The sequence below is a fragment of the Rhizobium sp. 18065 genome (assembly GCF_902706095.1).
GTDB lineage: Bacteria > Pseudomonadota > Alphaproteobacteria > Rhizobiales > Rhizobiaceae > Allorhizobium.
The window spans coordinates 87,579-114,490 of record NZ_CACSJP010000006.1 but is presented as its reverse complement, the minus strand read 5'-3'; the positions used below and the strand labels follow the sequence as shown (position 1 = coordinate 114,490).

At 59.7% G+C, this 26,912-nt stretch carries 31 protein-coding genes; 18 read left to right on the top strand and 13 right to left on the bottom strand.

All coding sequences use genetic code 11. From position 1 onward, the window contains the following. Positions 1–7: 7 nt before the first annotated feature. From lpxD to lpxB, 5 genes are read left to right on the top strand one after another with little or no spacing between them, the layout of a single operon-like run. Positions 8–1,072: a UDP-3-O-(3-hydroxymyristoyl)glucosamine N-acyltransferase gene (gene lpxD, locus GVK95_RS15530; RefSeq protein ID WP_159951227.1), complete on the top strand. Its 1,065-nt coding sequence runs from the start codon at positions 8–10 to the stop codon at positions 1,070–1,072. Continuing rightward, positions 1,065–1,532 (top strand): 3-hydroxyacyl-ACP dehydratase FabZ, encoded by a 468-nt coding sequence (fabZ, locus tag GVK95_RS15525; RefSeq protein ID WP_159951225.1) that lies wholly within the window; start codon positions 1,065–1,067, stop codon positions 1,530–1,532. Before lpxD ends, fabZ begins: the two co-directional genes overlap by 8 nt. After that, positions 1,529–2,344 carry an acyl-ACP--UDP-N-acetylglucosamine O-acyltransferase gene (lpxA, locus tag GVK95_RS15520; RefSeq protein ID WP_159951223.1) on the top strand — a complete coding sequence of 272 codons (816 nt, stop codon included), beginning with the start codon at positions 1,529–1,531 and terminating at the stop codon, positions 2,342–2,344. Before fabZ ends, lpxA begins: the two co-directional genes overlap by 4 nt. A gap of 3 nt (positions 2,345–2,347) precedes the next feature. Then, a complete protein-coding gene (locus tag GVK95_RS15515; protein WP_159951221.1) occupies positions 2,348–3,223 on the top strand; it encodes an LpxI family protein in 876 nt (291 codons plus the stop codon). Then, complete coding sequence (lpxB, locus tag GVK95_RS15510) at positions 3,220–4,395, top strand: lipid-A-disaccharide synthase (RefSeq protein WP_159951219.1); 1,176 nt, start codon at positions 3,220–3,222, stop codon at positions 4,393–4,395. The genes GVK95_RS15515 and lpxB overlap by 4 nt, the downstream gene beginning before the upstream one ends. Positions 4,396–4,413: 18 nt before the next feature. On the opposite strand, the gene GVK95_RS15505 is transcribed toward lpxB, so the two are convergent. Together GVK95_RS15505 and znuA are read right to left on the bottom strand one after the other, a co-directional pair. Then, positions 4,414–5,604, bottom strand: coding sequence for a GTP-binding protein (locus GVK95_RS15505; RefSeq protein ID WP_159951217.1), 1,191 nt, complete (start codon positions 5,602–5,604; stop codon positions 4,414–4,416). A gap of 92 nt (positions 5,605–5,696) precedes the next feature. Then, a complete protein-coding gene (gene znuA / locus GVK95_RS15500; protein ID WP_159951215.1) occupies positions 5,697–6,737 on the bottom strand; it encodes a zinc ABC transporter substrate-binding protein ZnuA in 1,041 nt (346 codons plus the stop codon). A gap of 104 nt (positions 6,738–6,841) precedes the next feature. Between znuA and GVK95_RS15495 the strand changes: the two genes are divergently transcribed. Genes GVK95_RS15495 through GVK95_RS15485 form a run of 3 tightly spaced genes read left to right on the top strand, consistent with a single transcriptional unit; the run spans position 6,842 to position 8,950 of the window. Continuing rightward, complete coding sequence (locus GVK95_RS15495; protein WP_159951213.1) at positions 6,842–7,747, top strand: metal ABC transporter ATP-binding protein; 906 nt, start codon at positions 6,842–6,844, stop codon at positions 7,745–7,747. Continuing rightward, entirely contained in the window at positions 7,737–8,552 is an 816-nt protein-coding gene (znuB, locus tag GVK95_RS15490; protein ID WP_159951211.1) for a zinc ABC transporter permease subunit ZnuB, read from the top strand. Before GVK95_RS15495 ends, znuB begins: the two co-directional genes overlap by 11 nt. 2 nt (positions 8,553–8,554) lie before the next feature. Next, a complete protein-coding gene (locus GVK95_RS15485) occupies positions 8,555–8,950 on the top strand; it encodes a Fur family transcriptional regulator (protein ID WP_159951209.1) in 396 nt (131 codons plus the stop codon). On the opposite strand, the gene GVK95_RS15480 is transcribed toward GVK95_RS15485, so the two are convergent. From GVK95_RS15480 to GVK95_RS15455, 6 genes are all read right to left on the bottom strand, one after another. Next, positions 8,951–9,481, bottom strand: a complete 531-nt coding sequence (locus GVK95_RS15480; RefSeq protein ID WP_159951207.1) for a gamma carbonic anhydrase family protein — start codon at positions 9,479–9,481, stop codon at positions 8,951–8,953. Between the two features lie 18 nt (positions 9,482–9,499). Beyond that, the gene (locus GVK95_RS15475; RefSeq protein ID WP_159951205.1) at positions 9,500–9,772 is read right to left on the bottom strand and encodes a hypothetical protein; all 273 of its coding nucleotides are present in this window, start codon (positions 9,770–9,772) and stop codon (positions 9,500–9,502) included. 49 nt (positions 9,773–9,821) lie between these two features. Beyond that, positions 9,822–11,225 (bottom strand): D-alanyl-D-alanine carboxypeptidase, encoded by a 1,404-nt coding sequence (locus GVK95_RS15470; RefSeq protein WP_244618794.1) that lies wholly within the window; start codon positions 11,223–11,225, stop codon positions 9,822–9,824. A 169-nt stretch (positions 11,226–11,394) separates the two neighbouring features. After that, positions 11,395–12,186 (bottom strand): hypothetical protein, encoded by a 792-nt coding sequence (locus GVK95_RS15465; protein ID WP_159951201.1) that lies wholly within the window; start codon positions 12,184–12,186, stop codon positions 11,395–11,397. A 237-nt stretch (positions 12,187–12,423) separates the two neighbouring features. Continuing rightward, on the bottom strand, positions 12,424–12,972 hold the full coding sequence (locus GVK95_RS15460) for a transglutaminase-like cysteine peptidase (protein ID WP_244618793.1): 549 nt from the start codon (positions 12,970–12,972) through the stop codon (positions 12,424–12,426). Between the two features lie 578 nt (positions 12,973–13,550). Further along, positions 13,551–14,162 carry a PilZ domain-containing protein gene (locus GVK95_RS15455; protein ID WP_159951574.1) on the bottom strand — a complete coding sequence of 204 codons (612 nt, stop codon included), beginning with the start codon at positions 14,160–14,162 and terminating at the stop codon, positions 13,551–13,553. Between the two features lie 320 nt (positions 14,163–14,482). On the opposite strand from GVK95_RS15455, the gene GVK95_RS15450 reads away from it, so the two are divergent. Together GVK95_RS15450 and GVK95_RS15445 are read left to right on the top strand one after the other, a co-directional pair. After that, positions 14,483–15,244 carry a rhomboid family intramembrane serine protease gene (locus GVK95_RS15450; protein WP_159951197.1) on the top strand — a complete coding sequence of 254 codons (762 nt, stop codon included), beginning with the start codon at positions 14,483–14,485 and terminating at the stop codon, positions 15,242–15,244. A gap of 108 nt (positions 15,245–15,352) precedes the next feature. Then, complete coding sequence (locus tag GVK95_RS15445) at positions 15,353–15,787, top strand: CBS domain-containing protein (RefSeq protein WP_159951195.1); 435 nt, start codon at positions 15,353–15,355, stop codon at positions 15,785–15,787. A gap of 85 nt (positions 15,788–15,872) precedes the next feature. Here GVK95_RS15445 and GVK95_RS15440 read toward each other — a convergent pair whose 3' ends face one another. From GVK95_RS15440 to folE, 3 genes are all read right to left on the bottom strand, one after another. Further along, positions 15,873–16,832 (bottom strand): patatin-like phospholipase family protein, encoded by a 960-nt coding sequence (locus GVK95_RS15440; RefSeq protein ID WP_159951193.1) that lies wholly within the window; start codon positions 16,830–16,832, stop codon positions 15,873–15,875. A gap of 84 nt (positions 16,833–16,916) precedes the next feature. Continuing rightward, positions 16,917–17,369: a phosphoribosyl-AMP cyclohydrolase gene (hisI, locus tag GVK95_RS15435; protein ID WP_159951191.1), complete on the bottom strand. Its 453-nt coding sequence runs from the start codon at positions 17,367–17,369 to the stop codon at positions 16,917–16,919. Positions 17,370–17,392: 23 nt separating this feature from the next. Beyond that, on the bottom strand, positions 17,393–17,998 hold the full coding sequence (folE, locus tag GVK95_RS15430) for a GTP cyclohydrolase I FolE (RefSeq protein ID WP_159951189.1): 606 nt from the start codon (positions 17,996–17,998) through the stop codon (positions 17,393–17,395). A gap of 289 nt (positions 17,999–18,287) precedes the next feature. Here folE and GVK95_RS15425 point away from each other — a divergent pair, with 289 nt between their 5' ends. The 4 genes from GVK95_RS15425 (at position 18,288) to GVK95_RS15410 (ending at position 22,209) form a co-directional block, all read left to right on the top strand. Further along, positions 18,288–18,734 carry an iron-sulfur cluster assembly scaffold protein gene (locus GVK95_RS15425; protein ID WP_159951187.1) on the top strand — a complete coding sequence of 149 codons (447 nt, stop codon included), beginning with the start codon at positions 18,288–18,290 and terminating at the stop codon, positions 18,732–18,734. Positions 18,735–18,736: 2 nt separating this feature from the next. After that, positions 18,737–19,108: a membrane protein insertion efficiency factor YidD gene (yidD, locus tag GVK95_RS15420; RefSeq protein WP_159951185.1), complete on the top strand. Its 372-nt coding sequence runs from the start codon at positions 18,737–18,739 to the stop codon at positions 19,106–19,108. Positions 19,109–19,244: 136 nt separating this feature from the next. Then, positions 19,245–21,245: a threonine--tRNA ligase gene (gene thrS / locus GVK95_RS15415; RefSeq protein WP_159951183.1), complete on the top strand. Its 2,001-nt coding sequence runs from the start codon at positions 19,245–19,247 to the stop codon at positions 21,243–21,245. A gap of 124 nt (positions 21,246–21,369) precedes the next feature. Next, positions 21,370–22,209, top strand: coding sequence for a lysophospholipid acyltransferase family protein (locus GVK95_RS15410; RefSeq protein WP_159951181.1), 840 nt, complete (start codon positions 21,370–21,372; stop codon positions 22,207–22,209). 3 nt (positions 22,210–22,212) lie between these two features. Here the strand turns inward: GVK95_RS15410 and GVK95_RS15405 are convergent, their stop codons facing one another. Continuing rightward, the gene (locus GVK95_RS15405; RefSeq protein ID WP_200844300.1) at positions 22,213–23,163 is read right to left on the bottom strand and encodes a hypothetical protein; all 951 of its coding nucleotides are present in this window, start codon (positions 23,161–23,163) and stop codon (positions 22,213–22,215) included. Between the two features lie 109 nt (positions 23,164–23,272). On the opposite strand from GVK95_RS15405, the gene GVK95_RS15400 reads away from it, so the two are divergent. The 3 genes from GVK95_RS15400 (at position 23,273) to GVK95_RS15390 (ending at position 25,839) form a co-directional block, all read left to right on the top strand. Further along, on the top strand, positions 23,273–23,857 hold the full coding sequence (locus GVK95_RS15400; protein ID WP_159951179.1) for a nitroreductase: 585 nt from the start codon (positions 23,273–23,275) through the stop codon (positions 23,855–23,857). Then, complete coding sequence (locus GVK95_RS15395) at positions 23,857–24,471, top strand: flavin reductase family protein (protein WP_159951177.1); 615 nt, start codon at positions 23,857–23,859, stop codon at positions 24,469–24,471. Before GVK95_RS15400 ends, GVK95_RS15395 begins: the two co-directional genes overlap by 1 nt. Positions 24,472–24,699: 228 nt before the next feature. After that, entirely contained in the window at positions 24,700–25,839 is a 1,140-nt protein-coding gene (locus GVK95_RS15390; RefSeq protein WP_159951175.1) for a DUF2336 domain-containing protein, read from the top strand. 4 nt (positions 25,840–25,843) lie between these two features. Here the strand turns inward: GVK95_RS15390 and GVK95_RS15385 are convergent, their stop codons facing one another. Further along, positions 25,844–26,251, bottom strand: coding sequence for a hypothetical protein (locus GVK95_RS15385; protein ID WP_159951173.1), 408 nt, complete (start codon positions 26,249–26,251; stop codon positions 25,844–25,846). A gap of 111 nt (positions 26,252–26,362) precedes the next feature. Here GVK95_RS15385 and GVK95_RS15380 point away from each other — a divergent pair, with 111 nt between their 5' ends. Then, positions 26,363–26,818: a GNAT family N-acetyltransferase gene (locus GVK95_RS15380; RefSeq protein WP_159951171.1), complete on the top strand. Its 456-nt coding sequence runs from the start codon at positions 26,363–26,365 to the stop codon at positions 26,816–26,818. The last annotated feature ends 94 nt before the right edge of the window (positions 26,819–26,912 follow it).

The following is a 26,912-nucleotide window of genomic DNA, read 5'->3' as shown; positions in this document are numbered from 1 at the left end:
TTTTCTGATGGAGCATAATCATTTCTTTCCGCCCCATGCCGGGGTGACGCTTGCAATGCTTGCGGCACACACGGGGGCGGATTTGCAGAATGCAGAGGCTGGCGAACGGATCGTTGGATCCGTGTCGCCGGTATCTCGCGCCAAGGCGGGCGATGTATGTTACATCCTGTCGCGCCGTAGCAAGGACGAGTTGAAGACCTGCGAGGCTTCGGCGATCTTTTGCGACAAGGCACTGCTTTCGCTGATCCCCGATCATATTCCCGTTCTTCTGACCAAGGCTCCAGCCACGGCATTTGCTCTGGCAGGCGCGCTGTTTCATCCGCCGGCTATGCGTCCGACGCGCATGACCAGCGAAGCTTCGGCGATTTCGCCAGCCGCATTTGTTGATCCGACCGCGCGCCTCGAGGCGGGCGTCGAAGTTGAGCCGATGGCGGTCATCGGCGCGGATGTCGAGATCGGCGAGGGGACCCGCATTGGTCCTGGTGCCGTCATTGGCCCCGGCGTCCGCATCGGCCGCGATTGCACCATTGCAGCCGGCGCCACCGTTCAGGTCGCCTTGATCGGCAACAATGTCATCATCCACAACGGTGCGCGGATCGGCCAGGACGGTTTCGGCTATGCGCCGGGACCGCGCGGCATGATCAAGATCGTCCAGGTTGGGCGTGTCATCATCCAGGATCACGTCGAGATCGGCGCCAATACAACGATCGACCGTGGCACCATGGATGACACGGTGATCGGCGAAGGCACGAAGATCGACAACCTTGTCCAGATTGGTCACAACGTTCGCATCGGCCGCCATTGCGGCATCGTCAGCCAGGTCGGCATTGCCGGCAGCACGCGCCTTGGCGATGGTGTGATGATCGGCGGTGCCTGTGGCATCAATGGCCATATCACGATCGGTGATGGTGCCCAGATCGCTGCGATGAGCGGCGTCCTGTCGGATGTTCCACCGGGTGAACGTTATGGCGGTGTTCCGGCCCGCCCGATGAAGGATTATCTGCGCGAGGTGGCCGATACGCTGAGCCGCTACGACGCCCGCGCCAAGGAAAAAGGAACCAGCAATGACTGACATCGCGACCAGCGAATTGGGATCGGCTGATATCCTCGAGATCATGAAGCTTCTGCCCCACCGCTATCCGTTCCTGCTGGTGGACAAGATCATCGAGATTAACGGCGATGATTCCGCCATCGGGATCAAAAATGTGACCGCGAACGAGCCGCATTTTACCGGCCATTTCCCTGATTCGCCGATCATGCCCGGCGTGCTGCTGGTTGAAGGCATGGCCCAGACCGCTGGCGCCATCTGCGCGCGCAAGCAGGGTGAGGGCGGCAACCTCGTCTACTTCATGACCATCGACAATGCCCGCTTCCGCAAGCCTGTCGTTCCGGGTGATCGGGTCGAATACCATGTCGTCAAGCAGAAGCAGCGCGGCAATATCTGGAAATTCCACTGCGAAGCCAAGGTCGATGGCGCCCTTGCAGCGGAGGCCGATATCGGCGCGATGATCATGCGCAAGGATGCGAAATGAGCCAGATTGCAGCAAGTGCCGTGATTCACCCGATGGCCGTCGTCGAAAACGGCGCCCAGATCGGTGAAAACGTGCGCATTGGGCCATTCTGCCATGTCGGTCCGCGGGTAACGCTGGGCGCCAATGTTGAACTCGTATCGAACGCGGTCGTCACCGGTTTGACCGAGATCGGCCGAGGCTGCCGGATTTATCCCATGGCGGTTATCGGCGGTGTTTCCCAGAGCCTGCATGAGGCCGGAGAGGATTCGCGCCTGGTGGTTGGCGAAAACTGCACGATGCGCGAAGGCGTTACGATGAATGCCGGCACGGTCGGTGGCGGTGGTATCACCAGCATTGGTGACAATTGCCATTTGCTGACGAACTCCCACGTCGCGCATGACTGCATTCTTGGCAATGACATCATTCTTTCCAACAACGTAATGCTTGCGGGCCATGTGCGGATCGAAGATCGTGCAATCCTTAGCGGCGGTTGCGCCGTGCACCAGTTCACCCGGATCGGCCGGCAGGCCTTTATCGGCGGACTGTCGGCGGTTGCCTATGATGTCATTCCCTACGGCATTCTGAACGGCAACCCCGGGGTACTCGGCGGTCTGAACGTGGTCGGCATGACCCGTGCGGGCATCGAGCGTTCGGTCATTCACACCGTGCGCCGTGCGTACAAGCAGATCTTCGAAGGCGAAGGTTCTGCCCGGAAAAATGCCGAAGCAATCCGGGACGAGTATCTCGAGTGCCCGCAGGTGATCGAGATTCTCGATTTCATCGCGGCTGAGAGCGACCGCGCCTTGTCGTCGCCGTTTCGCGGCAAGAGCTGAAGCATGGCACTGGCCGGGGCAACCGAAGGCCGTCTGGCGATCATTGCGGGCAGCGGCAAGCTGCCGCTCTTTCTTGCCGAAGCGGCGCGCGAGGCCGGCGAGAACCCCTTCATTCTGCGTTTGAAGAACGAAGCCGATCCCATCTGGGACGATTTCGATTCTGCGCTCGTCGGCGTCGGCGACATGTCGGGACTTTCGGCTCTCTTCCAGAAGCACAGGATCAGCCGCGTCGTAATGTCGGGCGCTGTGAAGAAGCGTCCGTCGCTTGGCGAAATCCATGTGAATTGGAAATCGATCTTGAAATTGCCGATGGCACTCAGGACCCTTCTGGCCGGCGGCGATGATGCGGTGCTGAAGATGGTCATCTCGCTGATCGAGGCGCAAGGCTGCCATGTCATCGGTGCGCATGAGATCCTGCCCGCTCTGCTGGCGACGACGGGGCCGATCGGCAACGTGGAGCCTTCAAGTGACGATTGGCGCGATATCGAGCGCGCTGCGGACGCCGCCGAGACGCTGGGACGTCTGGACGTCGGTCAGGGTGCTGTCTGTGTCGGAGGCCGGATCGTTGCGCTCGAAGGCGTCGAAGGCACAGATGCCATGCTTGCCCGCGTGGCGCGTTTGCGCACCGAGGGGCGCATATCGCAGCGCCGCAAGGGTGTTCTGGTCAAGCTCTGCAAGCCACAGCAGGATGTGCGCGCAGATCTGCCGGCCGTCGGCATATCGACGGTGGAGAATGCCCGTGCTGCCGGCCTTGCCGGCATCGCGGTCGAGGCCGGCCGGGCGCTGGTCATCGAACGCGAGGCCATGGTCGCCGCAGCCAATGCAGCGGGCATGTTTGTCGTCGGTATCGATCGGGGTCTCAAGGGAGCCGGAGAATGACACCCATGCCCTTGAAGATCGCGGTGATTGCAGGAGAGGTGTCCGGGGATCTGCTCGGCGGTGATCTGATTGCAGCACTCAAGGCGCGCCATGGCGGACCGATCGAGTTGATCGGCGTCGGCGGGGAGGCGCTGGAGGCCGAGGGACTGAAGTCGATGTTCGACTTCTCCGAACTGTCGATCATGGGCATAACCCAAGTTCTGTCCAAGCTTCCGCGCCTGATCGGTCTGATATCGAAGACGGCGAAGGCCATTGTCGAAGCAAAGCCGGATGTGCTGCTGATCATCGACAGCCCCGATTTTACCCATAGGGTCGCGAAGAAGGTCAGGCAGCAATTGCCGGACCTGCCGGTGGTCAACTATGTCTGCCCGAGCGTCTGGGCCTGGAAGGAATATCGTGCAACCGCGATGCTCGCCTATGTCGACGCGGTACTCGCCGTTCTGCCCTTCGAGCCGGAGGTCATGCGCCGTCTTGGCGGTCCAGAAACGCATTTCATCGGCCACCGCCTCAGCAGCCATCCCGATATCGTCAGGGTTCGCAATGCGCGCAAGGTGAAGGCGCCAAAGGCAAAGGGCGAGCAGCACACGATCCTGCTTCTACCCGGTTCGCGAGGCAGCGAGATCACCACCATGCTGCCCATTTTCGGCGACGCGATGCAGGAGTTTGTCCGCCGCAACGGGCCGACCCGCTTTCTGCTGCCGACTGTGCCGCGCCAGGAGGCGCGCGTGCGTGAGATCGTGGCTGGCTGGAGCTTGCGGCCGGAGATCCTCATCGGTGATGCCGCCAAATGGCAGGCCTTTGCCGATGCGGATGCCGCGATCGCAACGTCCGGAACGGTGATCCTCGAACTGGCCTTGGCCTATGTACCGGTCATGTCGACCTACAAGACCGACTGGATCATCAAGCTGATCAGCCACCGGATCAAGACCTGGACCGGTGCGCTGCCCAATCTGATTGCCGATTATGCCGTCGTGCCGGAATACCTGAACGAGGTCGTGCGTCCTGCCAGCATGGTGCGCTGGGCCGAGCGTATGTCCGGCGACACGCCGCAGCGTGTGTCAATGCTCTCCGGCTATGATGATGTCTGGGATCGCCTCAGCACCGAGACACCGGCCGGTGAGGCCGGTGCTGAGATCCTCATTCAACTTCTGCAGCAGAAGGGCAAGCTGTAACCGGCCTCCCAGTCCAGCTTAACTCCACGCGGCGAACGGATCGGCCATGGCTTCCCAGGCCGTCGGTGTGAAACGCTCAGCCGCAACAAGGCAGGCATCGAGTTCCGCCCGCAATTGCGTCTCGTCCATCGGGTCCGCACCGATGAAGACGATTTCCTGCCGGCGATCACCCCATTCCTTGTCGAGGTACGGGGCCATGGCCTTGTGGAAGCCCGGATCATCCGGCCAGTTCTGTTTTGGCACGGATGCCCACCATCGGCCCATGCGGCTGGTGCGCACCAGTGGTCCCGCCTGACTGAGCTCGCCGACATAGTGCGGTCGTGTTGCCAGCCAGAAAAATCCCTTGGCGCGAATAACGCCCGGCCAGGTACGGTTGATAAATGCCTGGAACCGGCCGGGATCGAAGGGCGCTCGGGCGTGATACACGAAGGAGCGGATGCCGTATTCTTCCGTTTCCGGCACATGATCGCGAAAACCGTGCAACTCCTTGAACCACAGCGGATGTGTCTCGGCTTTTGCCAGGTCGAACAGTCCGGTCCCGAGAATGTCCTTCGGCAAAACTTCGGCAAAATCGGTTTCGATCACGCGTGCATCGGCATTCAATCCGGCAATGATCTTTCGCGCGGCGTCGAGCTGCACCGGCGTCGCCGTACCGATCTTGTTGAGGATGATGACATCGGCAAACTCGATCTGCTCGACGAGCAGGTCGACCAGCGTCCGTTTGTCGTCGTCGCCTGCGGTCTCGCCCCGGTCGGCCAGGAAATCGCTGGACGAATAGTCACGCACGAGATTGGCGGCATCGACCACAGTGACCATTGTGTCCAGCTGGGCGATATCGGAGAGACTGCGGTCGTCCTCGTCGCGGAAGTCGAACGTGGTGGCAATCGGCAGGGGTTCGGCAATACCGGTTGCTTCGATCAGCAGGTGATCGAAGCGTCCCTGTTCGGCCAGTGCCCGCACCTCGTTCAAAAGGTCATCCCGCAGCGTGCAACAGATACAGCCATTGCTCATCTCGACGAGTTGCTCGTCGGTGCGCGACAGTGCCGCATTACCACCGCGAACCAGCGCCGCATCGATATTCACTTCGCTCATGTCATTGACGATGACCGCCACGCGCAGGCCGTCGCGATTGGCGAGCACATGGTTGAGCAGGGTTGTCTTGCCGGCGCCGAGAAAACCGGACAGGACTGTGACGGGAAGCTTTTGCATATTTTGCTCCGATTAATGTAATAACATTACACATACTGATGTGAAAAAAGGCGGAACCTCAGCCCCGCCTCCGCCGACCTGGGAGGATCGTGTTATTTCGACAGGCACGCGGCCATTGAGGTTGCAAGATTTCGCATCAGTAGCGGATAGAGGTCTGGCCCTTCGGTGAGTGCACCGCCTTCCGGATCCAGCGTGCCGCTCTTGGCATCAGTGCCTTCCGTGACAACAGCGATCAGCTTGGATTCGAACTGCGGTTCGGCGAACACGCAACCGGCCTTCAGTTCAGCGATCTTTGCATGGATCTGCGACAGACGCTCGGCGCCCGGCATCGTCTCCGGGCTGACCGTGACAGAACCGGCAACCCGCACCTTGTAGCGCTTCTCGAAATACTGGTAGGCATCGTGGAAGACCACGAAAGGCTTGTCCGCGACCGGTGCGATTGTTGCGGCGATCTCTGCATCCAGCGCATCGATCTCGCTGTCCAGCGCCTTGGCATTCGCTGCATAGATCGCCTTGTTGTTCGGATCGGCCTCAATCAGCGTGCTGGCGATTTCCGCCGCCATTGCCTTGGCATTGGCCGGATCAAGCCACAGATGCATGTCGGTCCCGCCATGCTCGTGCTCTTCTGCCGCGCGTTCTTCCCCGGCATGTTCTTCCCCGGTATGCCCGGCTTCCTCTGCGTGGTCATGACCTTCCTCGGCATGGTCGTGACCTTCCTCTGAATGCGCATGCTCTACGGATCCGTGCTCGCCATGGTCATGGGCCTCGAATGCGCCACCCTCGCGGAAGGGCAGCTTCACCAGTCCCGGCGCATCTTCCAGTTCGACGATCTTGGCCTTTGCGGGAAGCGCCTCCAGCGGCTTTTCGAGAAATGCCTCAAGCCCGTGCCCGACCCAGAAGACCACATCGGCATTCTCCAGTGCACGCGCGTTGGATGGCTTGAGACTGTAGGTATGCGGCGAGGCCGCCCCTTCGACGATCAGGGCCGGCTCGCCGACGCCTTTCATAATCGAGGCGACGAGCGAATGGATCGGCTTGATCGACACCACGACCTGTGGCGCGGCCAAGGCCAGCGCCGGCGAAAACAGGAGAGTTGCCGTTGTGGCAGCAAGGGCAAGGCGGGTGCGTTTCATGCGGGATGCTCCGATTGAAGTCGTTATGTAATAATATTACATTGATTGCGTAATGCTATAACGTGTGGCATAGCTTCACGCAACAGCAAATTTCCGGGAATGTGATGTCCGCATTGAAAAACAATCAGGCCGCACCGCTTGTTTCGCTCAACGGTGCCGGGGTCTATCGCAATGGCCGATGGCTGGTCAGAGGCGTGGATTTTTCCGTCCGCCCGGGTGAAATCGTCACCTTGATCGGCCCGAACGGATCCGGCAAGTCGACCAGTGCCAAGCTCGCCATCGGTGTATTGCGGGCCGACGAGGGCAGGGTGGAGCGCAAGCCCGGCCTGCGCGTCGGCTATGTGCCGCAGAAGCTGGCCGTCGACTGGACCATGCCACTGACCGTGCGCCGCCTGATGACGCTCACCGGGCCTTTGCCACCGGCAGATATCGACGCCTCACTGAATGCCGTGGGTATCGGCCATCTGGCCGGCGCCGAGGTGCAGCACCTGTCCGGCGGTGAATTCCAGCGCGCGCTGCTCGCCCGCGCGATCGCCCGCAAGCCCGATATCCTTGTCCTCGACGAGCCGGTCCAGGGCGTCGATTTTTCCGGAGAGATCGCGCTTTATGATCTGATCACCTCGATCCGCAATTCGACAGGTTGCGGCATCCTGCTGATCTCCCATGACCTGCATGTGGTGATGGCCGAGACCGATACAGTGATCTGCCTGAATGGCCATGTCTGCTGCCGCGGTACCCCGGCCGCCGTCAGCAGCAGCCCGGAATATATGCGGCTCTTCGGTGCCAAGGCCGGCAGCACGCTTGCGGTCTACAGCCATGATCACGACCACACCCATCTGCCCGATGGTCGTGTCCTGCATGGTGACGGTTCCGTGACGGATCATTGCCATCCGGACGACGGTCACCATCATGACCATGACCATGACCATGATCACGGGCATCATGATCATCACCAGTCGGAGTCTCAGGATCAGAATTCCGGACATGAGGAGCACGTCCATGTTCGATGATTTCTTCATCCGCGCCATGCTGGCCGGCATTGGTCTGGCACTCACCACCGGTCCGCTCGGCTGTTTTGTCATCTGGCGCCGCATGGCCTATTTCGGCGATACCATGGCGCATTCCGCCTTGCTTGGCGTGGCGCTGTCGCTTTTCTTCTCGCTCAACCTGATGGTCAGCGTCTTCGTCGTTGCGGCTCTCGTGTCGCTGATCCTGATCGTGCTGCAGAAGCGACAGGGGCTTTCCGCCGACGCGCTGCTCGGCATTCTCAGCCATGCAACGCTGGCGATCGGCCTGGTCATGGTCGCCTTTATGACCTGGGTTCGCTTCGATCTCATCGCCTTCCTGTTCGGCGACATATTGGCCGTGACGCCGGCGGATGTTGCCTTTGTCTGGATCGGCGGCGTGATTGTGGTCGCTGTCATTGCCTATCTCTGGCGTCCGCTGCTTGCCGCCACAGTAAATGCCGAGCTTGCCGAGGCTGAGGGGCTGCAGCCCGAGCGAGCGCGTGTCATCTTCATGCTGCTGATGGCGCTGGTGATCGCGATTGCCATGAAGATTGTCGGCATCATGCTGATCACATCTTTGCTGATCATACCGGCGGCGGCGGCCCGACGTTTTGCCGCCACGCCCGAATGGATGGCCGTGATGGCCTCGGTGATCGGTGCCTTTGCCGTGATCATCGGCCTGTTCGGTTCGCTGACCTATGACACACCATCCGGCCCGTCGATCGTCGTCGCGGCTTTGCTGCTGTTCCTGATCAGCCTTCTACCCCGTCCGGGGTCGAAAGCTGTTGATACCAATTCACGAGGATAACCATGGCCAAGACCGATCTCACCAAGAACCAGTCTCTGGTGTTTGACGCTCTGTCGGCATCCGATGGTCCTTTGTCAGCCTATACGCTGCTCGACCGTTTGCGCGATCATGGTTTCCGGGCGCCCCTGCAGGTCTACCGGGCTCTCGAAAAACTGGTTGAATTCGGCATGGTGCACCGGCTGGAAAGCATCAATGCCTTCGTCGCCTGCGCCCATCCGCATGACGGCTGCTCCGGCCACGGCACGGTTGCCTTCGTGATCTGCCACAAATGCACCCGTGTCACCGAGTTCCACGATCACGCCATCGATCACCGTCTCGATGATATTACCAGGGACATGAAGTTCAAGGCAGAGAAGACAACGATCGAAATTCGCGGACTGTGCGCCGAATGCGCCTGATCAGGGGAGTAGTCGCAGGTCACGCGCGAAGCGCTGCCAGTTGCACACATAGTTTTCCGCCGAGCGCCTGAGCCCGGCAATGGCGGTGTCGTCCAGTGTCCGGATGACCCGTGCCGGCGATCCGACGATCAGGGAATTGTCCGGAAAATGCTTGCCTTCGGTGACCAGCGCATTGGCACCAACCAGGCAATTGTCGCCGATACGGGCACCGTTCAGCACCGTTGCGCCCATGCCGATCAGGGAGTTGTTGCCGATCGAGCAGCCATGGATGATGGCGTGGTGGCCGATGGTACAGCCTTCACCGATGGTGGCGGGAAAGCCGATATCCGTGTGCACCATCGTGCCTTCCTGGATATTGCTGCCGGCGCCGATCACGATCGGATCATTGTCGCCGCGCAGCACCACCCCGAACCAGATCCCGACATCATCGCCCAAGGTCACGTCGCCGATGACATGGGCATCCGGCGCGATCCAGAATCGGCCCTGTGCGGGCAGGCGAGGGGTGCGGTCCCCGAGAGCATAGACGGGCATGATTAGGCCTTTCGCTAATTAGCGCAGGCGCAGAATAATCGGAAACCGTCCGCTTTGCGATGACACATGCAAATGGATCTTCGCCTCCGGCTGGGAATAGCGCCATGCACGCGCGCCATGACACAACAACAATCCGATCAGATCCTTGGTCTTCGAGCGCTTCGGCTTCAATCCAAGCTCGGCAAGGCCAAAGGCCGCCTGATGCAGCGGATGAAGCCCGTGGCTCGCAGCCAGGTCACCGTGGTTATCCTGGTCGCTCGTGCGACCGAAGTGGGTCTCGTTCAACGCCATATTGACTACCTCGTACGCAATACAAATCGAGGGTTACCGGCAGGATCGTTTACTGGGCAGCGGCCCAGCATCCGATCCCCTTTTTCTTCAAAGCCTTGCATGCGTTGACCGCTGTTTTCTGGTCGTCGAAGCCGCCGAACCGTGCCCGGTAGAGCTGCTGCGAACCCGCATCATAGGCGACCGTAAAGGGGGTGGCGGAACGCAATACCTTTCCGCCTTTTTCCTGCGCATTGCGCAGAAGGGTCATTGCCATGTCCTTGTCCGGTGAGGTGCCGATCTGGACGACCCAGCCGGCAGACGGCGCGGTGGAGGCAGTGGTTGTCGTGTCGATGCCCTGCGGCGTTGCTGCAGACTCGGCAACGGATTGTGTCGGCGCCACCGGCGCGATCGACGCACCGCTGTCGGGCATATAGGCCGGAGCCGGCTGCGGCACAGGAATGGCTGCTGCAGATGATTCAGCCTGTGAATTCGTCTGTGTTGTCGTTGCTTTGGCCAAGGCCGCACTGGCAGCGTTTCCGAGCTGAGGTGCCGCAAATGCGGTCTCGGGTGCTGTTTCATACCGGGTTTCCGGCATCGGACCGGTGGACGGCAGGCTCGGGGCCGATGTTGCGAGCGACGCTGTCGCCGCCATGCCCGGGGCAACAGACGTATTGGTTTCGGCAATCAAATTGCTGCCGCTGCGAGATCCTGAGGCTTTCGGCAGATAGGCGGCGACGAGCTTGCGCATCGTGGTGTCCCGGCTGCCGCCGGACTTGCCGCCAAGGACGACTGCGACGATCGAGCGTCCATCAGCTTCGGCAGACGTTGCCAGATTGAAGCCGGCGGCGCGTGTGTAACCGGTCTTGATGCCATCGACGCCGCGCACATTGCCGAGAAGACGGTTGTGGTTGCCGATCACCTGCTTGCCGAACTTGAAGCTGCGGGTTGAAAAGTATCCGTAATACTGCGGAAAGTGTTGGCGAAGGGCGATGCCGAGGCGCGCCTGATCGCGAGCGGTCGTCATCTGGGCCGTGTTCGGCAAGCCATGGGCATTGCGATAGGTCGTCTTGGTCATGCCGAGGTTGCGCGCCTTGGCCGTCATCATCTGGCCGAAACGCTGTTCCGAGCCACCGAGAAATTCGCCAAGAGCGGTCGCGACGTCATTCGCGGACCGGGTGACCAGCGCTTGGATGGCCTGCTCTACAGTCAGGCTGCGACCAGCACCGACACCGAGTTTTGACGGAGGCTCTGCGGCAGCATGCTTGGATACCGGTACTTTGGTATCCAGCGAGATCCGTCCGGCCTCAAGCGCCTCGAAGACCATGTAAAGGGTCATCATCTTGGTCAATGACGCAGGGTAGCGGAGACTGTCGGCATCTTCGCTGTAAAGCACCTTGCCGGTCTTGGCGTCGATGACCACGCCCGCATATTTCGGCGCCGCTTGCGCGACGGAGACACTGAAGCTCGTCATCATCACAAGCGTCAGGGTGGCAACGGCCAGCCTGCGGATACGAGAGGCGAAATAGAGGTTTCCGTATAATTTATGCACCACGAGACTCTTCAAGCTATGACCATTGCGGACCGGACGCTCCCCCATCGCGACCACTTCCGCACAAGGTAGGGTCTTAGCCTTACCAAGAGGTTTATGATGAACTTTTAGTTGACGTGATCGGGCGCATTTTATGCGAGCTGTCGCTGGGTGCCGGCGTTGCGCGCGTGCCGACATAGCTGCGAACGGCTTGATCGATTTTCGCCCAGTCGCCGAGTCTGCGGCTTGAGAACCTGTACATGACGGTCAGGTCGTCGCCGACATGGATGTCCCGCTGGCAGTCGCCGTCGGTAGCTTGTGAAGCCTTTGCCGGCAAAAGGCAGCGAACCGCGTAGTCGTCATCTCCGACCCGGCTGGCGGTGAGCAATGCCTCGCCGTCGTATCCCGCGCCCCGCTCAAAGCGCTTCAGAGTGAGACCGGCAGGCCCGGGTTCCGATCGGGATTCGAGAAGGTGTGCGTAAATTGCGCCGACCCGTCCCGACATATCGCGAGACATGGTGCTTTGGGAAATCTGAAGGAAAATCAGGGATTTTTCCTGGGCAAGATCGTCGAACCGCCGGCGCAGGCCTTTGTCGTAGCCCGTCATTTCCGGCCAGAGCAGGTAGAGGTCGATCTGTTCGGCAGGGCCGCTGACGCGCTGCTGTTCGAACCGGATCGTATTCGTGGGAAGACTAAGCTGGTCGCGACCAATCGTGATGGTCAGGATCTCGCGGCTTCCGCTATGGCCGGCGAGGGAGAGCTGCTCGCCATAGATTCGCCCTGCATAGCTGATGGCGACCGATGCGATGGCAAGAAAAAACACCAGACAAGTTGCGACGACCAGGAACCGTGTCGAGATCAACGGCGCGTGATCGTGAGGATCGGTTTCGGCTGTTTCGCTCTGCATGCCTGACCTCGCCTGTATGGCGGACGGCAACAAGATGTGCGAGCGCCGATTCCATATCATGAAGGCCAGACGTTCGGCGATTATGGTTAATCTTGCGTAAATGATCATTGGTGGCGGCGTGACAAAAGGAGAGCCGGTCCCGGTTGGACGGGACCGGCTCAGTGGCTCCGGTCGGGGGACGGGTATGCGGGGGACAGACCGGGCCAGATTGTAAAACGAGTTGCTGGCAGGTGCGCGCTAGTTGGACGAGACGCTGCCGACAACGCTCGCGCGTCCATCCTGAAGCTTGACCCAACGCGCGGGATCTTCAGACGACTGGCGCTTCAGATAGGTATATTCGGTGTCGGACCAGAGCAGCACCTTGTTGCGCATGTTGTCCAGTACGAAGTCGCCATGATCGGTTCTGATCGTCAGCACGGCGTGGCCTTCACCATTCGGTTGGAGGACGACGGTGATCAGCAGGTTGGATGGATCCACGCCCTTGTCGATCAGCATCTTGCGCTTCAAAAGCGCGTAGTCCTCGCAGTCGCCGACGGTGCGCGGATAGGCCCAGCGTTCTTCTACGCCATAGATCTCCATATCGGTCAGTGGCGTGATCTGGCTGTTGACGGTGTAGTTGATCTCGAGGATCTCTTTCCACAGCGGCTCGGTCAGGCCTAGTGGGCCAGTGTCGCTTCCGGTTTTCGAACATTCGCCGCTATAGGTCTTGCAGAATTCGTAGTGGCCGATCGGCGGATTGGCCTTGCCGATGACGCGCATGTTCGCAGATGTGGCCGCAGCCGGCATTGCCAGGCAGCCGACGATTGCGGCGGTCAGAAGTCCAATACCCAGATTTATCTTTGTTGTCATTGGTTGTCTCCCCGTGATGGAGCCAACATGACATCGAGTTTTTGATCTCTCGCGAAAATCCGAAGTACAAATCGAGGTAAAGTTGATGATAAGACGATTTTATATTTAGATGTATTTAATTATTGTTTGAGTATTTTTTGAAGAAAATAAGAATAAAATTCCAATCAAATTTGAGCCAAATTTGGATTCCGCATGCGTTTCATTCGCGATGAAATCTCTGCAAGTTGTTGAAAATATGGGATTTAATATGCCGTGCGTTGACGGTGTTTCCGAGATGATCACACCGCGCTGCCGCCGCGTCGGACATCTGCCGTCGGCGCATCCGTGGTGACATCGGTGCCTTGAGGGCGATCTGATAGAAGTGGTGAGGCGATGTTCTATTTTGATGCAGAAATTTATTTTTTGCCGAGGGCAAAAAATACACGCCGGTACATCGAGATGCGGGACCGTGCTTGAACGACATGCGGCGCCAGCGGAGGGACCGCTGACGCCGCAAAGGCAACTAGCAAATTAAATCAGAGAAACTCGGTAAGCGCTTCGCGTGACTGCAGCGACAGAAACTCTACCGCAACACCTTCCGCGAAATGGCGAACCACACGGCCACGCATATTGCCCAGACGAACGGCTGTGCCGAGCGGCGGACGGATGTCGATATCGACGGCGGCACCGGACAGCGAAAGGTCCATCAGGCGGCAAGGATAGCGCTTGCCGTCTTCGAGCGTCAGTTCCGTCCGCGTGTTACGCGGCGTCAGACGATCGTGGCGACGGTCTTCCGGCAGGCCGAGTTCATGTTTGTTGGCAATCCAGGTCAATTGCGCCGCAAGCTTCTCGCGCTTGCGCACGGTCGCGTTGATCGAGATGACGAAACCGTCCTCGGTCAGCTTGACGACTGTGCCTTCGATCCGGCCGAGATGGTCGATGTAAGCGATGATGCGTTCATTCGGGCGCGGCCGGCCGGCGCAGGCGAAGCGGACATCGCCCGGCGACATGTCGATGACCTTGCACACATATTCTTCGTAGTCGGCCATCATAAGACGACCCTGCAGGCTGACCGCGACGCGCTGGAAGGCGCGCTGCTGTCCCGGCGAGGCGATCGTGTTGCTCTGGCTGGTCTGCGATGAATACATCATGGGCGATCTGTCTATTTCGCGGTTACGAAATGATTATCGGCAAGCCGTTAACATAACGTTTGCTGTGACCCTTGGTTTTGTTCCGCCTTTTCCGATTTATGTCCGGCGGTTAAGGTTAAGGATTGGTTGAGATTGCGGCTGCGGCGGGACTGTGGCAAAAACGGCCATCACTTCCCGAAGGTTCGCTTTCGGCACCAACTCGAGGCGCGCGGAGGTTCCGCAGCATGCCCCAGCAGCCACTCGGACGTTCCGGGTGGCTTTTTTTTGGTGCGCGTCTGGGCTAACAGGTTGCTTAGCAATGCCGCAAGGAGCCAGAGATGCAGGAAAATTCAGGGCCGCCCGAAGAGCCCCAAGCCGGGCCGGCCGACACCGCGCATCAAAAGGGCTCTGTGCCGATCTTCAACCTGCCGGGCGGCATCCTTTTGTCGCTCGCAGTGCTCAGTGTCATCTATGCCCTGCAGGCTCTGGTCTTCAGCGAAGATACCAATGCCTGGATCGCATTTGAATTCGGTTTCTCGCCGCTGCGCTATGTCTATCCGCTGGCAGACCAGACGCTGGCCTGGATCTGGACGCCGGTGACCTACTCGCTGCTGCATGGCAGTTTTGAACATCTGGCTTTCAACGGCCTCTGGCTCGCAGCCTTCGGCACCCCGGTCTACCGCCGGATCGGGGCAGTTCGTTTTGTTATCTTCTGGGTGATTTCGTCCATGGCTGGGGCGGGCCTGCACGCTGTCGTCAACTGGGGCTCGCCGTCATTGATGGTCGGCGCCTCCGGCGTGATCTCGGCGCTCATGGGAGCAGCCTGCCGCTTTGCCTTTGGTGGACGCCAGCGCGGTTACCTGCAGGCATTCGGCATCGAGCCGCCCTTGCTTTCGGTGCCGGCGGCACTGGCCGATCGCACGGTCCGGGTTTTCATCATCGTCTGGTTTCTCGGCAATGTCGCCGTCGCCTTCGGCTTGCCACTGTTCGGAGATTATGCCGGCATGATCGCCTGGGACGCACATATCGGTGGTTTCCTGTTCGGATTCCTCTGCTTCCGCCCCTTCGATCCCTACAGCAGATCGGTGCGAAATCGCTAAAAATATCTAAATATTGCATTCCTCTTGAATAACATGCACCATTTGTGGATCGCCGCTTTGGGACGGGCTAGCGGTGAGTCCAGACGTGATGAATGTGAGGAGGAAAGCATGACAGCATCTGCCAGAAGCATACTCGAACAGAAGGGCCGTGACGTCGTAACTGTCGGTCCGAACGTCACACTGGGTGAAGCCGCCCATATCCTGGAAGAAAACAAGATCGGTGCGGTCGTGGTTGTCGGCATGGAGAACCGGATCGTCGGGATTTTCACGGAACGCGATGTCGTGCGTGCCATCGGTCAGAACGGCCGTGATGCCTTTGATCAGCCGATTTCCACCTTGATGACCGCCAACGTCTATCGTTGCCGCGAGGACACCAGCGTCAATGAACTGATGGAAATGATGTCCGCCCGGCGTTTTCGCCACGTGCCGGTGGAAGACAATGGCAAATTGTCGGGAATCATCTCGATCGGCGACGTGGTAAAGTCCCGCATCCGCGAGATCGAGACTGAGGCCGAACAGATCAAGGCTTATATTGCGGGATAAGTAACGCCCGACAGCGTTACCCCGGATTTCTCATGCACCTCTGCGTGCAGGATTAAGGCGCCGCTCGCTGTCGCAATCCGTCCGGTCAGCGGGCGACTGCTTCCTGCATGCGTCGAATTTCGGTGATTCGGGACTTGGTTTCCGCATAACCGCGCTCGATCGCTTCGCCAGCCCGGTGAAATTCCGAAAGTCCGATATCGTTGACGCGCGGATGAAGCGCCAGATCCGGCGGGTCTCCGGCAAGGCGAGCCCGCGAAATCCGGTCCTGGATGATATTGAAAGCCTGGACCATGACGCCGGTCAGGCCCATGCGGTTCGGATCCCGGACGGGTTCGCTGGTGGTTTCCACCAGTTCGCCAGCGCGATGCTTGACCACGGCCGAGCGGCCGAACAGGTCGTAGTTGAGGTTGACCGCCATGACGATCGGTTGCTCGAGCGCCCTACACACAGAGACCGGTACCGGATTGACCAGCGCTCCATCGATCAGCGTGCGATTGTTACAGCGCACAGGCTCGAAAATGCCGGGCAGGGCGTACGATGCCCGCAACGCCGTGATCAGGTGTCCGCCGTCGATCCACACTTCATGACCGCTGTTGAGTTCCGATGCCACCGCCACGAATGGCTTGGGCAGATCCTCGATCATCAGCCCCTGCAGATGTTCCTGCATCCGCTTGGTCAGGCGCATGCCGCCGAGCAGGCCGCCGCCGCCGATTGTCAGGTCGAGCAGGGAGGCAATGCGGCGCATGGTCAGCGAGCGGGCGAAAACTTCAAGCTCGTCCAGTTTGCCAGCGAGATAGCAACCGCCGACCAGCGCACCGATCGACGTGCCGGCAATCATGCCGACTTCGATGCCTTCCTCGTCAAGGGCACGCAGAACGCCGATATGGGCCCATCCGCGGGCCGCTCCCCCGCCAAGAGCCAAGGCGACCTTGGGTTTCTTCGGTGGTTGGGGTTGGGTCGGCAGACCGGATCCCAGGCCGCTCGCTTCCCCGACCGAAGGCGCTTCACGCCCGGCTCCGCTGGATCTTAAACTCCAGTTCAGCATCTCCGTATCCCTCACAAGCTGAACACTCCGGCTCGTATTAGGACACTCTATGCTTACGATTTCGTTTAGTTCAAGGTGACCGGACTAAGCCTTGTAGACAGAATCCGGATCAAAGTGCCGGTGATCGTCGGCAATCGTCAGCGCCGGCGCTCCATCGACGATCAGCGCCTGCCGATAGAAGCACGAACGTCGCCCGGTGTGGCAGGTGGCATCGTGGCCGGCCACTTCGACCTTCAGCCAGAGCGCATCCTGGTCGCAGTCGACGCGGATTTCCTTGACCGACTGCAGATTTCCGGAGCTTTCGCCCTTCTTCCAGATCTTAGCCCGCGAACGGCTGTAATAGTGGCCAATGCCCGTCTCCAGCGTCAGCGCGATCGCTTCGGCGTTCATGTGGGCCACCATCAGCAGGACGCCGTCGCGCGCGTCGGTGACAACGGCGGTCACCAATCCATGAGCGTCAAATTTAGGCGTGAAGGCCAGCCCCTCTTCAAGAACGGTCTTGTCGGAGGAGGGGGCGTCGAAGTCGATGCTGGTCATTGGCAGGCGAAACCCTCAGAGGCTCACCGGCTCCGCACCATGGACATGAAGCGCGCCTGATCGGCAGCATTGTCCTTGAAAGCGCCGGTGAAGGTTGTGGTCAGTGTCGTGGAGCCAGATTTCTGGACGCCCCGCATGGCCATGCACATATGCTCGGCCTCGATGAAAACCGCAACCCCGCGTGGCTTCAAGGTACCCTCGATCGCATGGGCGATCTGCGCCGTCATGTTTTCCTGCGTCTGCAGGCGCCGTCCGAAGACGTCGACGACACGGGCAATCTTGGAGAGGCCGAGAACGCGGCCCTTCGGCAGATAGGCTACATGAGCCTTGCCGATCACCGGCAGCATATGGTGCTCGCAATGCGAGAAGAACGGAATGTCGCGGACGAGAACCATGTCATCGTATCCGCCGACCTCTTCGAACGTCCGGCCAAGAACCTCTTCGATATCCGCCCCGTAACCTGAAAACAGTTCGCCATAGGCTTTGGCAACGCGCGCCGGCGTATCCTGCAGGCCTTCGCGCTCCGGATCATCGCCGGCCCAGAGCAGCAGGGTGCGAACGGCCTGTTCGGCTTCCTCGCGCGTCGGGCGCGGCGCTTCCGCGGTCAACTTCTTGACGATGGCATCCATGCCTTTGATCTCCCGGTCCTGACTGTCGCGGACCGCCTGTTTCGCTTTTTCAGACTGTAAATGCGCAATGCGGTTCATATTGCAAGTCCGTTCTGCCAATTAACATCTGCGACACATCATCTGCGGCCAGCACTCTTGTAACATTTGGCGCAGCGACACACATGCAATATAGTTTCACCAAAGGCCCTGAAAAGGGAATGGATTGCGACGGACTGTGGCAAAGGTGCTGACAGCCTGGCAGCATCCACACCGCGCAATATATGACATCTACGGGCTGCACGGATCGACAATGGACGACATCTACAACACCAAAATCCTCGAATTTGCCGGCAATATCAGCCATGTCGGCATTCTGCCCGATGCGCAGGCAACGGCGGAGAAACACTCGAAGCTTTGCGGATCGCGGGTGCGCGTGCATCTGTCGGTCGACAACGACATGGTCAGTGAATTCTCCCATGAGGTGAAGGCCTGCGCGCTCGGCCAGGCCTCGTCCGGGATCATGGCAAGGCATGTCATCGGTGCGACACCGGCGGAGATACGCCAGGCCCGCGTCGATATGCTGGCAATGCTCAAAGAGGGCGGCGAGGGGCCGAGCGGACGCTTTGAAGACATGCGATTCCTCAAGCCCGTTCGCGACTACAAGGCGCGCCATGCCTCGACCATGCTGACCTTCGACGCAGTGGTCGACTGTCTCGATCAGATCGAGCATGCTGCCATGCCGGCTCAGGCCAGCTGATCATGTGTGACGGGTCTGATTGTGGCCAGCACCCGCCGTCGCGGTCTTTGTCGAAAGGCCGCAACTGGTCCGGCCCTTTCCGCAAGACACCCGGCCGCATTTTCGGCATGGCGATGATCAGGCTCTACCAGCTCAGCCTTTCCAGCCTGATCGGCAGTTCCTGTCGCCACATGCCGACCTGTTCGGAATATGGCTATGAAGCTGTCGCCCGTCACGGCCTGTGGGGCGGCGGCTGGATGACGCTGTTTCGCGTTTCCCGTTGTGGCCCAGGTGGTACCTGGGGTGTAGACCCCGTGCCGGAAGCAATGCCGCTTTCCATCCGCTGGTATGCGCCCTGGACCTATTGGCAAATCGGCCGCCAGAGCCACGACTGAGCCGCCTGGAGACGCCAGCAAATTCCTTTACTCAAAGCGCCTTTCGGCTTATCAAGCCGGCGTTCAATGGCCGGGCAAATCACCCGGCAACTTTCACCACCCGCATTCGTTGGCGGGACTGGATAAGGAGACTACCATGTCTGATACCGTTTCCCTGAAGTTCCCCGATGGTTCCGTCCGTGAGTATGCCGCAGGCACGACCGGTCGCGAGGTCGCCGAAGCCATTTCCAAGTCGCTTGCAAAGAAGGCTGTCGCGATTGCGCTGGACGGCACTTTGCGCGACCTGTCCGATCCCGTCGTCGACGGCCTGATCGAAATCGTCACCCGCACCGACGCCCGCGCTTTGGAACTCATCCGTCACGATGCGGCTCACGTCATGGCCGAAGCCGTGCAGGAGCTTTGGCCCGGCACCCAGGTGACCATCGGCCCGGTCATCGAGAACGGCTTCTATTACGACTTTGCCAAGAATGAGCCCTTCACGCCGGAAGATCTGCCCAAGATCGAAAAGCGGATGAAGGAGATCATCCAGCGCAACAAGCCGTTCACCAAGGAAATCTGGCCGCGCAACAAGGCCCGGGAAGTTTTCGCGGCCAAGGGCGAGGCCTACAAGGTCGAACTGGTTGATGCGATCCCGGCAGACCAGGATCTGAAGATTTACTATCAGGGCGACTGGTTCGACCTGTGCCGTGGTCCGCACATGGCCTCCACGGGCCAGATCGGCATGGCGTTCAAGCTGATGAAGGTCGCCGGCGCCTATTGGCGCGGCGACAGCAACAACCCCATGCTGACTCGCATCTACGGCACGGCCTTTGCCGAGCAGGAGCAACTCGACAACTATCTGCACATTCTTGCGGAAGCGGAAAAGCGCGACCACCGTAAGCTTGGCCGCGAGATGGATCTTTTCCATTTCCAGGAAGAGGGTCCGGGCGTCGTCTTTTGGCATGGCAAGGGCTGGCGCATGTTCCAGACCCTCACCGCCTACATGCGCCGCCGCCTGAATGGCTCCTACGAGGAAGTCAACGCACCGTTGGTTCTCGATAAGTCGCTTTGGGAAACGTCCGGTCACTGGGGCTGGTACCAGGAGAACATGTTCGCGGTGAAATCGGCGCATGCCTTCACCCATCCGGATGACAAGGAAGCGGACCAGAAGATTTTCGCGCTCAAGCCGATGAACTGCCCTGGCCACGTGCAGATCTTCAAGCACGGGCTGAGGTCTTACCGGGAATTGCCCGTTCGGCTCGCCGAGTTCGGTACGGTCCATCGCTACGAGGCATCCGGCGCGCTGCATGGCCTGATGCGTGTGCGCGGCTTCACGCAGGACGACGCCCATGTCTTCTGCACGGAAGAGCAGATGGCAGCCGAATGCCTGCGCATCAACGACCTGATTCTCTCGGTCTACGAGGACTTCGGCTTCAGCGAGATCGTCGTGAAGCTTTCGACCCGTCCGGAGAAACGCGTCGGTTCCGACGACCTCTGGGATCGCGCCGAAAGCGTCATGCTGGATGTTCTGAAGACTATCGAGGAACAGTCGGGTGGCCGTATCAAGACCGGCATCATGCCGGGCGAGGGCGCGTTCTACGGTCCTAAGTTCGAATATACCCTGCGGGACGCAATCGGACGCGAATGGCAGTGCGGCACGACGCAGGTGGACTTCAATCTGCCGGAACGCTTCGGCGCCTTCTACATCGACCAGGCATCGGAAAAGAAGCAGCCGGTGATGATCCACCGTGCCATCTGCGGTTCGATGGAGCGTTTTCTCGGCATTCTGATCGAAAACTTCGCCGGCCACATGCCGCTGTGGTTTGCGCCGCTGCAGGTCGTCGTTGCCACCATCACCTCGGATGCCGACGACTATGGTCGTGAAGTCGCCGAGCAACTGCGCGATGCCGGTCTGCAGGTCGAGACCGATTTCCGCAACGAGAAGATCAACTACAAGGTCCGCGAGCATTCGGTGACCAAGGTTCCGGTGATCATCGTCTGCGGCAAGCGCGAAGCGGAAGAGCAGACGGTCAATATCCGTCGTCTCGGCTCGCAGGAGCAGGTGTCGATGAACTTGGCCGAAGCTGTTGCCGTGTTGGCCGGTGAGGCGACCCCGCCGGACGTCAAGCGCAAGCTCGCGGCCCGGGCAGCCCGCTGACACGACAATAGGCGGCAAAAGAACCGCTGACAGGGCCGGGACGTGTCCGGCCCTGTCAGAAATGTGTCATCGAAATGCGATAATGCAATTGGCAAGATAGTCCGACGGTCGATTGAGGTGGCCAGTGCAGTTCAAAGAACTCTCCTATGCCAACGAACGCGATCCGCGCCTGAAGCGATGGTTCATCCGGTCCATCGAAGGCCTTTCCGGACGCGACCGATATACCCGCCTCTATGACATCTGGCGCCATGACATTGTCGGCAAGACCGAGCGTGTCTTCGGCAAGATGCTCGATCTGATCAATGTCGACCTGCAAGTGCAGGGCGAATGGCCACCTGCCAGGATACCGGATGGCCCGATCGTGATCGTCGCCAACCATCCGTTCGGCATCGGCGATGGCATTGCTGTGCTGGCGCTTGCCGAGCAACTAGGCCGTCCGTTTCGCGTCCTCATCAATAACGAGCTTCTCAAGGTTCCGGAACTGGCGCCGTATTCACTACCGGTGTCGTTCGAGGAGACCAAGGATGCGCTGGCGATCAACATGCGGACCCGCCATGAAGCGGTGCGGCTGTTGAAGGAAGGCGTCACCGTGGTGATTTTCCCCGCTGGTGGCGTCGCAACCGCAAAAAAGGGTTTTGGCCGAGCCGAAGACCTGCCGTGGAAGATCTTTCCCGCCAAACTCATCCAGGCAGCCAAGGCGAACGTCGTTCCGGTGTTTTTCGAAGGCCAGAATGGCCGACTTTTCCACCTGGCCAGCAAGCTCTCGTTGACCCTGCGCGTCTCGCTGCTCATTCGCGAATTTCGCCGGCTCTCCGGCTCGACCATCCGTGCGCGTGTCGGCCAGATGATGACATGGGACGAATTGAGCGCCTTGCAGGATCGCAAGGATCTTCTGTCGAAGCTCTTTGGTGCCGTGTTCAGCATGGCGCCACCGCCGCGCCGGGCATTCCGCAAGGCGGGCTGAAGCCTATTTGGTCAGCTGCAGTTCGACATCGCTGTTGCGTCCTGCCACGACCTTGAAATCCCGCTGGTAGATCTTGTCCTTGTTGCGCGCGATGGCGGTATAGTCGCCTTCCGACAGGACCATGAACGGAAATGCACTGACGCTTTCGGCAACGACGTCGCCACCGGATGTCAGGACAGACCAGGCCGTGTCGGCGATTGCCTCGCCGCCTTCGTCCGAGACCAGCTTGAAGCCGATCTGGGATGCGCGGTGCTGGATCGTCGCTTCGGTCAGTTTTCCGGCTTCGACCTTGATATCGGCGCGCACCGCTGCATTGATCGTCCCATATTCCGATACCACGTGATAGGTCCCGGCATTGAGCCTGATGATCGTGTTCGGCTTCACGTCGGCCAGAACCAGGCCTCGCTCGCCATCCTCCTTCATCTCGGTCGAGTAGATGTCAAAGCTGAGGTCCTTGTCCGGGATCTGCGTGTCCGGCCCGGATATCGCGCTGAGCAGCAGACCACCCGCATCCAGGACCATGACCTGATCCGCGACATCGCCCTGGTTCGGGATCGAGAGTTTCTTGGTCGCGCCGGCGCGTCCAAACGAAACATTGACGAAGTAGTCTCCCGGGGCGAGCTGGAAATCGGCAGAACCGCCTTCGGCACTGGCCAGAAGCGGCAGTTTTCCGTCCGGGCCGGGAATAGGGCTGAAGACGCGCCAGGACAGGCCATGCTGCATCGGGTCGCCGTCATTGGTCAGCTTGGCTTCAAGCTTGACGCTGCGGCTCTGGATCACCGGTGCGAGCGCTGTGGCATCTGGTGCCGAGAACGCTTTGAGCTTCGGCATTTTGGTCGAGCCGTTGAGTTGCTTGAAGGTCTCGAAGGCTTCCTGACCATAACTTGTTCCCGCGACCACGAGGGTCGCGCAAAACCCGAGAGCGAGCCGGGTCACATTTCGATGGCCTGTCATGCGATGCACTGTTGGTTGACTTCCTGTCCAATGCCAGCAAGTTCAATCCGAACGTGGTGGCAATTTCAAGACAAGTCTGCCACCCGAAGGCTTTCTAAGGTGTTTCAAGATGAAAAATGATATCAAATTAGTGGATTATTTGAGCGTCCGTCGCTCTGTCCCTGCTTTTCAGATGTGTGAGCCCGGTCCGAATCGCGAAGAGATCGAAGCGATTCTGACTTTGGCAGTACGCGTACCGGACCATGGCAAGATCGCGCCTTGGCGCTTTGTGGTCTATCGCGGCGCAGAGCGGGCTCGCCTTGGCGAGGAGCTTCTGGCCATGGCCATCACAAAAAATCCCGACCTGTCGGCCGAAATGATCGAGGTCGAGCGCAACCGGTTTACCCGTGCGCCGGTCGTCATCGCCGTGATCTCGACAGCGGCTCCCCATTTCAAGATCCCGGAATGGGAGCAGATCATGTCGGCCGGTGCCGTATGCCTCAATCTGCTGATGGCTGCCAATGCACATGGATACGTCTCAAATTGGCTGAGCGAATGGTTCGCCTTCGATCAGCAGGCCTATCCTTTGCTGGGCGTTAATCCGGGTGAGAAGGTAGCCGGCTTCATTCATATCGGCTCGACGACCTTTCCGATCATCGAGCGTCCGCGTCCGGCACTTGCCGATGTCGTGACCTGGCAGGGCGGTGACGATTGATGTTCTACGACACGCAAAGCAACGCCCACGGCATGGCCCACGATCCCTTCAAGGCGATCGTGGCGCCGCGTCCGATTGGCTGGATCGGCTCCAGGGGCAGGGACGGCAGCCGCAATCTATCGCCCTACTCCTTCTTCAATGCCGTCAGTGACCGACCGAAGATCGTCATGTTCTCGTCGAGCGGACGCAAGGATTCGCTGCGAAATGTCGAGGAGACCGGCGTGTTTACAGCAAACTTCGTCTCTGGCCCTTTGATCGGTGCGATGAACGCCTCTTCGGTGGCAGTACCTTATGGCACTGACGAATTCGCGATTGCCGGTCTGACACCGGTCGATGGCCGCGTCGTCGATGCGCCTTACGTTGCCGAAGCTGTCGCCGCTCTCGAATGTCGGGTAACGACGATCACGACATTGAAGGACATGAACGGCGCCGACACCGACAGTCATGCAGTGTTTGGCCAGGTCGTCGGCATTCACATCGATGAAAGCGTGATCCGTGAAGGTCGTTTCGACCTGGCGCTCGCCCAGCCGATCATGCGTCTTGGTTATATGGACTACGCCGGGATTGGTCCCATTTTTGAGCTTGGCAGGCCGAAACTTCCCACAGCTGGCTGATCGCCAGTCCGCATCCGAATCGAAAATCGCCAGCTGACGGCGGCCTTGCGGCGTGCTCCTTGGTCTCGTTGTCCGCCGTGATTTCATCTGATCCAGCCGTCAGGGCGCAAAATTCGACAGATGCAGCCGGTTAACGAACGTGGTGAACAATTCATAAAGACTTTGTCGCTAGCGTCGAAATCAAGGTCTTCGGGCCTATGGCATTTCTCGTAGCGAGTGGGTTTGACAGTGATCGTGGCAACTTTTCTGCGTTGGGTTGAAACGGCAAGGACTCAGGATCGAGCCCGAGCAGCCAATACGCTGGCGAGAGCCTATCTGCGCACAGCAATCACTCCCGGCGAGCGGCAGGCAGCCCAGGCGGCCATGACTTACCTTCTCGACGATCCGTCGCCACAGGTTCGTCTGGCGCTGGCCGAGGTTCTGGCTTGCGAGCCCAATGCACCTCGCGCGATCATGATCTCCCTGGCCGAGGATCAGCCAGAGATTGCCTCTGCCGTCATTCTCCTCTCGCCGGTGCTGGCCGATGCCGATCTCGTCGATATCGCCGGGCGTGGCACGGTGGAGACCCGCGCGCTGGTAGCCGCGCGCCAGACCGTCAGTGTCGGCGTAGCTGCAGCCCTTGCCGAGATCGGCGATGCGGCCGAACTTGAGGTTTTGCTGGAAAATTCCGGCGTCTGTTTTACCCGTTTCACCCTGCGCCGCATTGCCGAGCGTCACGGCCGCAACGAACATATCCGTGCGCTTCTGCTAGAGCGCGAAGACCTTCCTGCCGGTGTTCGACAGCTGCTGGTCCAGTTTGTCGCTGAAGCCCTGGCAGGCTCGGATCTCGTCCGTGGCGCTGTTGGAATGCGCCGCATCGAGCGGGTGGCGCGTGAAGCCAGCGATACGGCGACCATGGCGATCGTCGGCACGGTTCTCGGCGATGAACTGGGGCCGCTTGTCGAGCAGTTGCGCGAGGCAGGTCGCCTGACACCGGCCTTTCTCATGCATGCGCTCTGCGCCGGCCGTACCGATTTCTTTGCCTCGGCGATCGTCTCGATTTCAGGCCTGGAAGAGCGCCGGGTGCGCTCCATTCTGGCGACGGGCCGTTTTCATGCGGTTCGTGCCTTGCTGGAAGCAGCAGGCCTCGGCCGCGATCTGAGCGCACTGTTCGTCGATGCCATAATGCAATGGCGTGATCTCATCCAATCGACCCATGGGCTCGATCTTGATCACATCGCCGACAGGTTGATCCGCCGCTATCGCAATGAAGCAAATCTCAGCGATGCGGCAAGAGCACTTCTCGATGTGGTGGAGCGTCTGGCAATCGCCGAGGAGCGTCGCCTCGCTCGTGACTACGCCTCAGGCATTGCGCTGGCTGCGGCCTGACCCGCTATCGAACAATCTTCTTCGCCACCCAGGAGTAGCTGTCGGAAACGACATGAATGGGTGTCTCGAAAATCATCTTGATTTGCGCCGTGCCCGGCAGCACTTCGCGGATCGTGTCCATAGCGCGCGCAGCAAGTGTCTTCTTTTCAGCCTCTGGCGGTTCAACGTCCGGAGCCGTTGCTTCGACGGATGGAGCAGGCATGGCGACAGGAATGCCGTCCGGATGCGGTTCCTGGCACACGGCAACCGCTGTCGGGTAGCTGATGTTGGAATAGCGCTCCAGCACGGTTTCGGCCGCCGCATCGCAGAGCGAGATTGAAACGAAACGCTCCGGTGGGGTCTCCACATATTCGCATTCGTTGACACTGTCGTCGCAGCCCAGGATCGTCATCAGGATCAAAGCTGTCTTCATTGCGGAATGGCTCCTTGCGCGGCAGTGTCGGTTGGAATGCAGGCTTGACGAAACAAGACGATTGCAGCCAAAGCAAGACAGAAAATTGCAAGCCAGCGGGAGAAGCATTTTATGACTGTCAAAGTCGCATGCGAGCCTGTTCGCCAACCCGACATCGCCCGGTTGCTGGAATTGTCGGATTCTTACATGGCGACGCTCTACCCGGCCGACAGCAATCATGCGCCCGACCTCGATAGCCTCGACAAACCGGGGGTATCCTTCTTCGTCGCGCGCTGGGACGGAGAGATTGCAGGCTGTTGCGCCTTGGTTCGCAAGCCCGACGGCACCGGCGAGATCAAGCGGCTGTTCGTCGCTGCACAGGCGCGCGGTCAATCGCTCGGCAAGTGTTTGATGCAGGCTGTCGAGCAGGCAGCGCGGCAGTCGAATCTATCCGCGATTCGGCTTGAAACCGGTATTCATCAACCGGAAGCGATCGCGCTTTATCGCAGGCTTGGCTATGTGGATATTGCACCTTTTGACGACTACGAGCAGGATCCGCTCAGCCTGTTCATGGAAAAGCGGCTCTGAATACGACCGGCCCAGCGAGCGGGTGCCGCATGTGGCCAATATTGCTGTTCTGGTGCAAATCTGGCGCTGTCAAATCCGGTTCTTGGTAAAATCC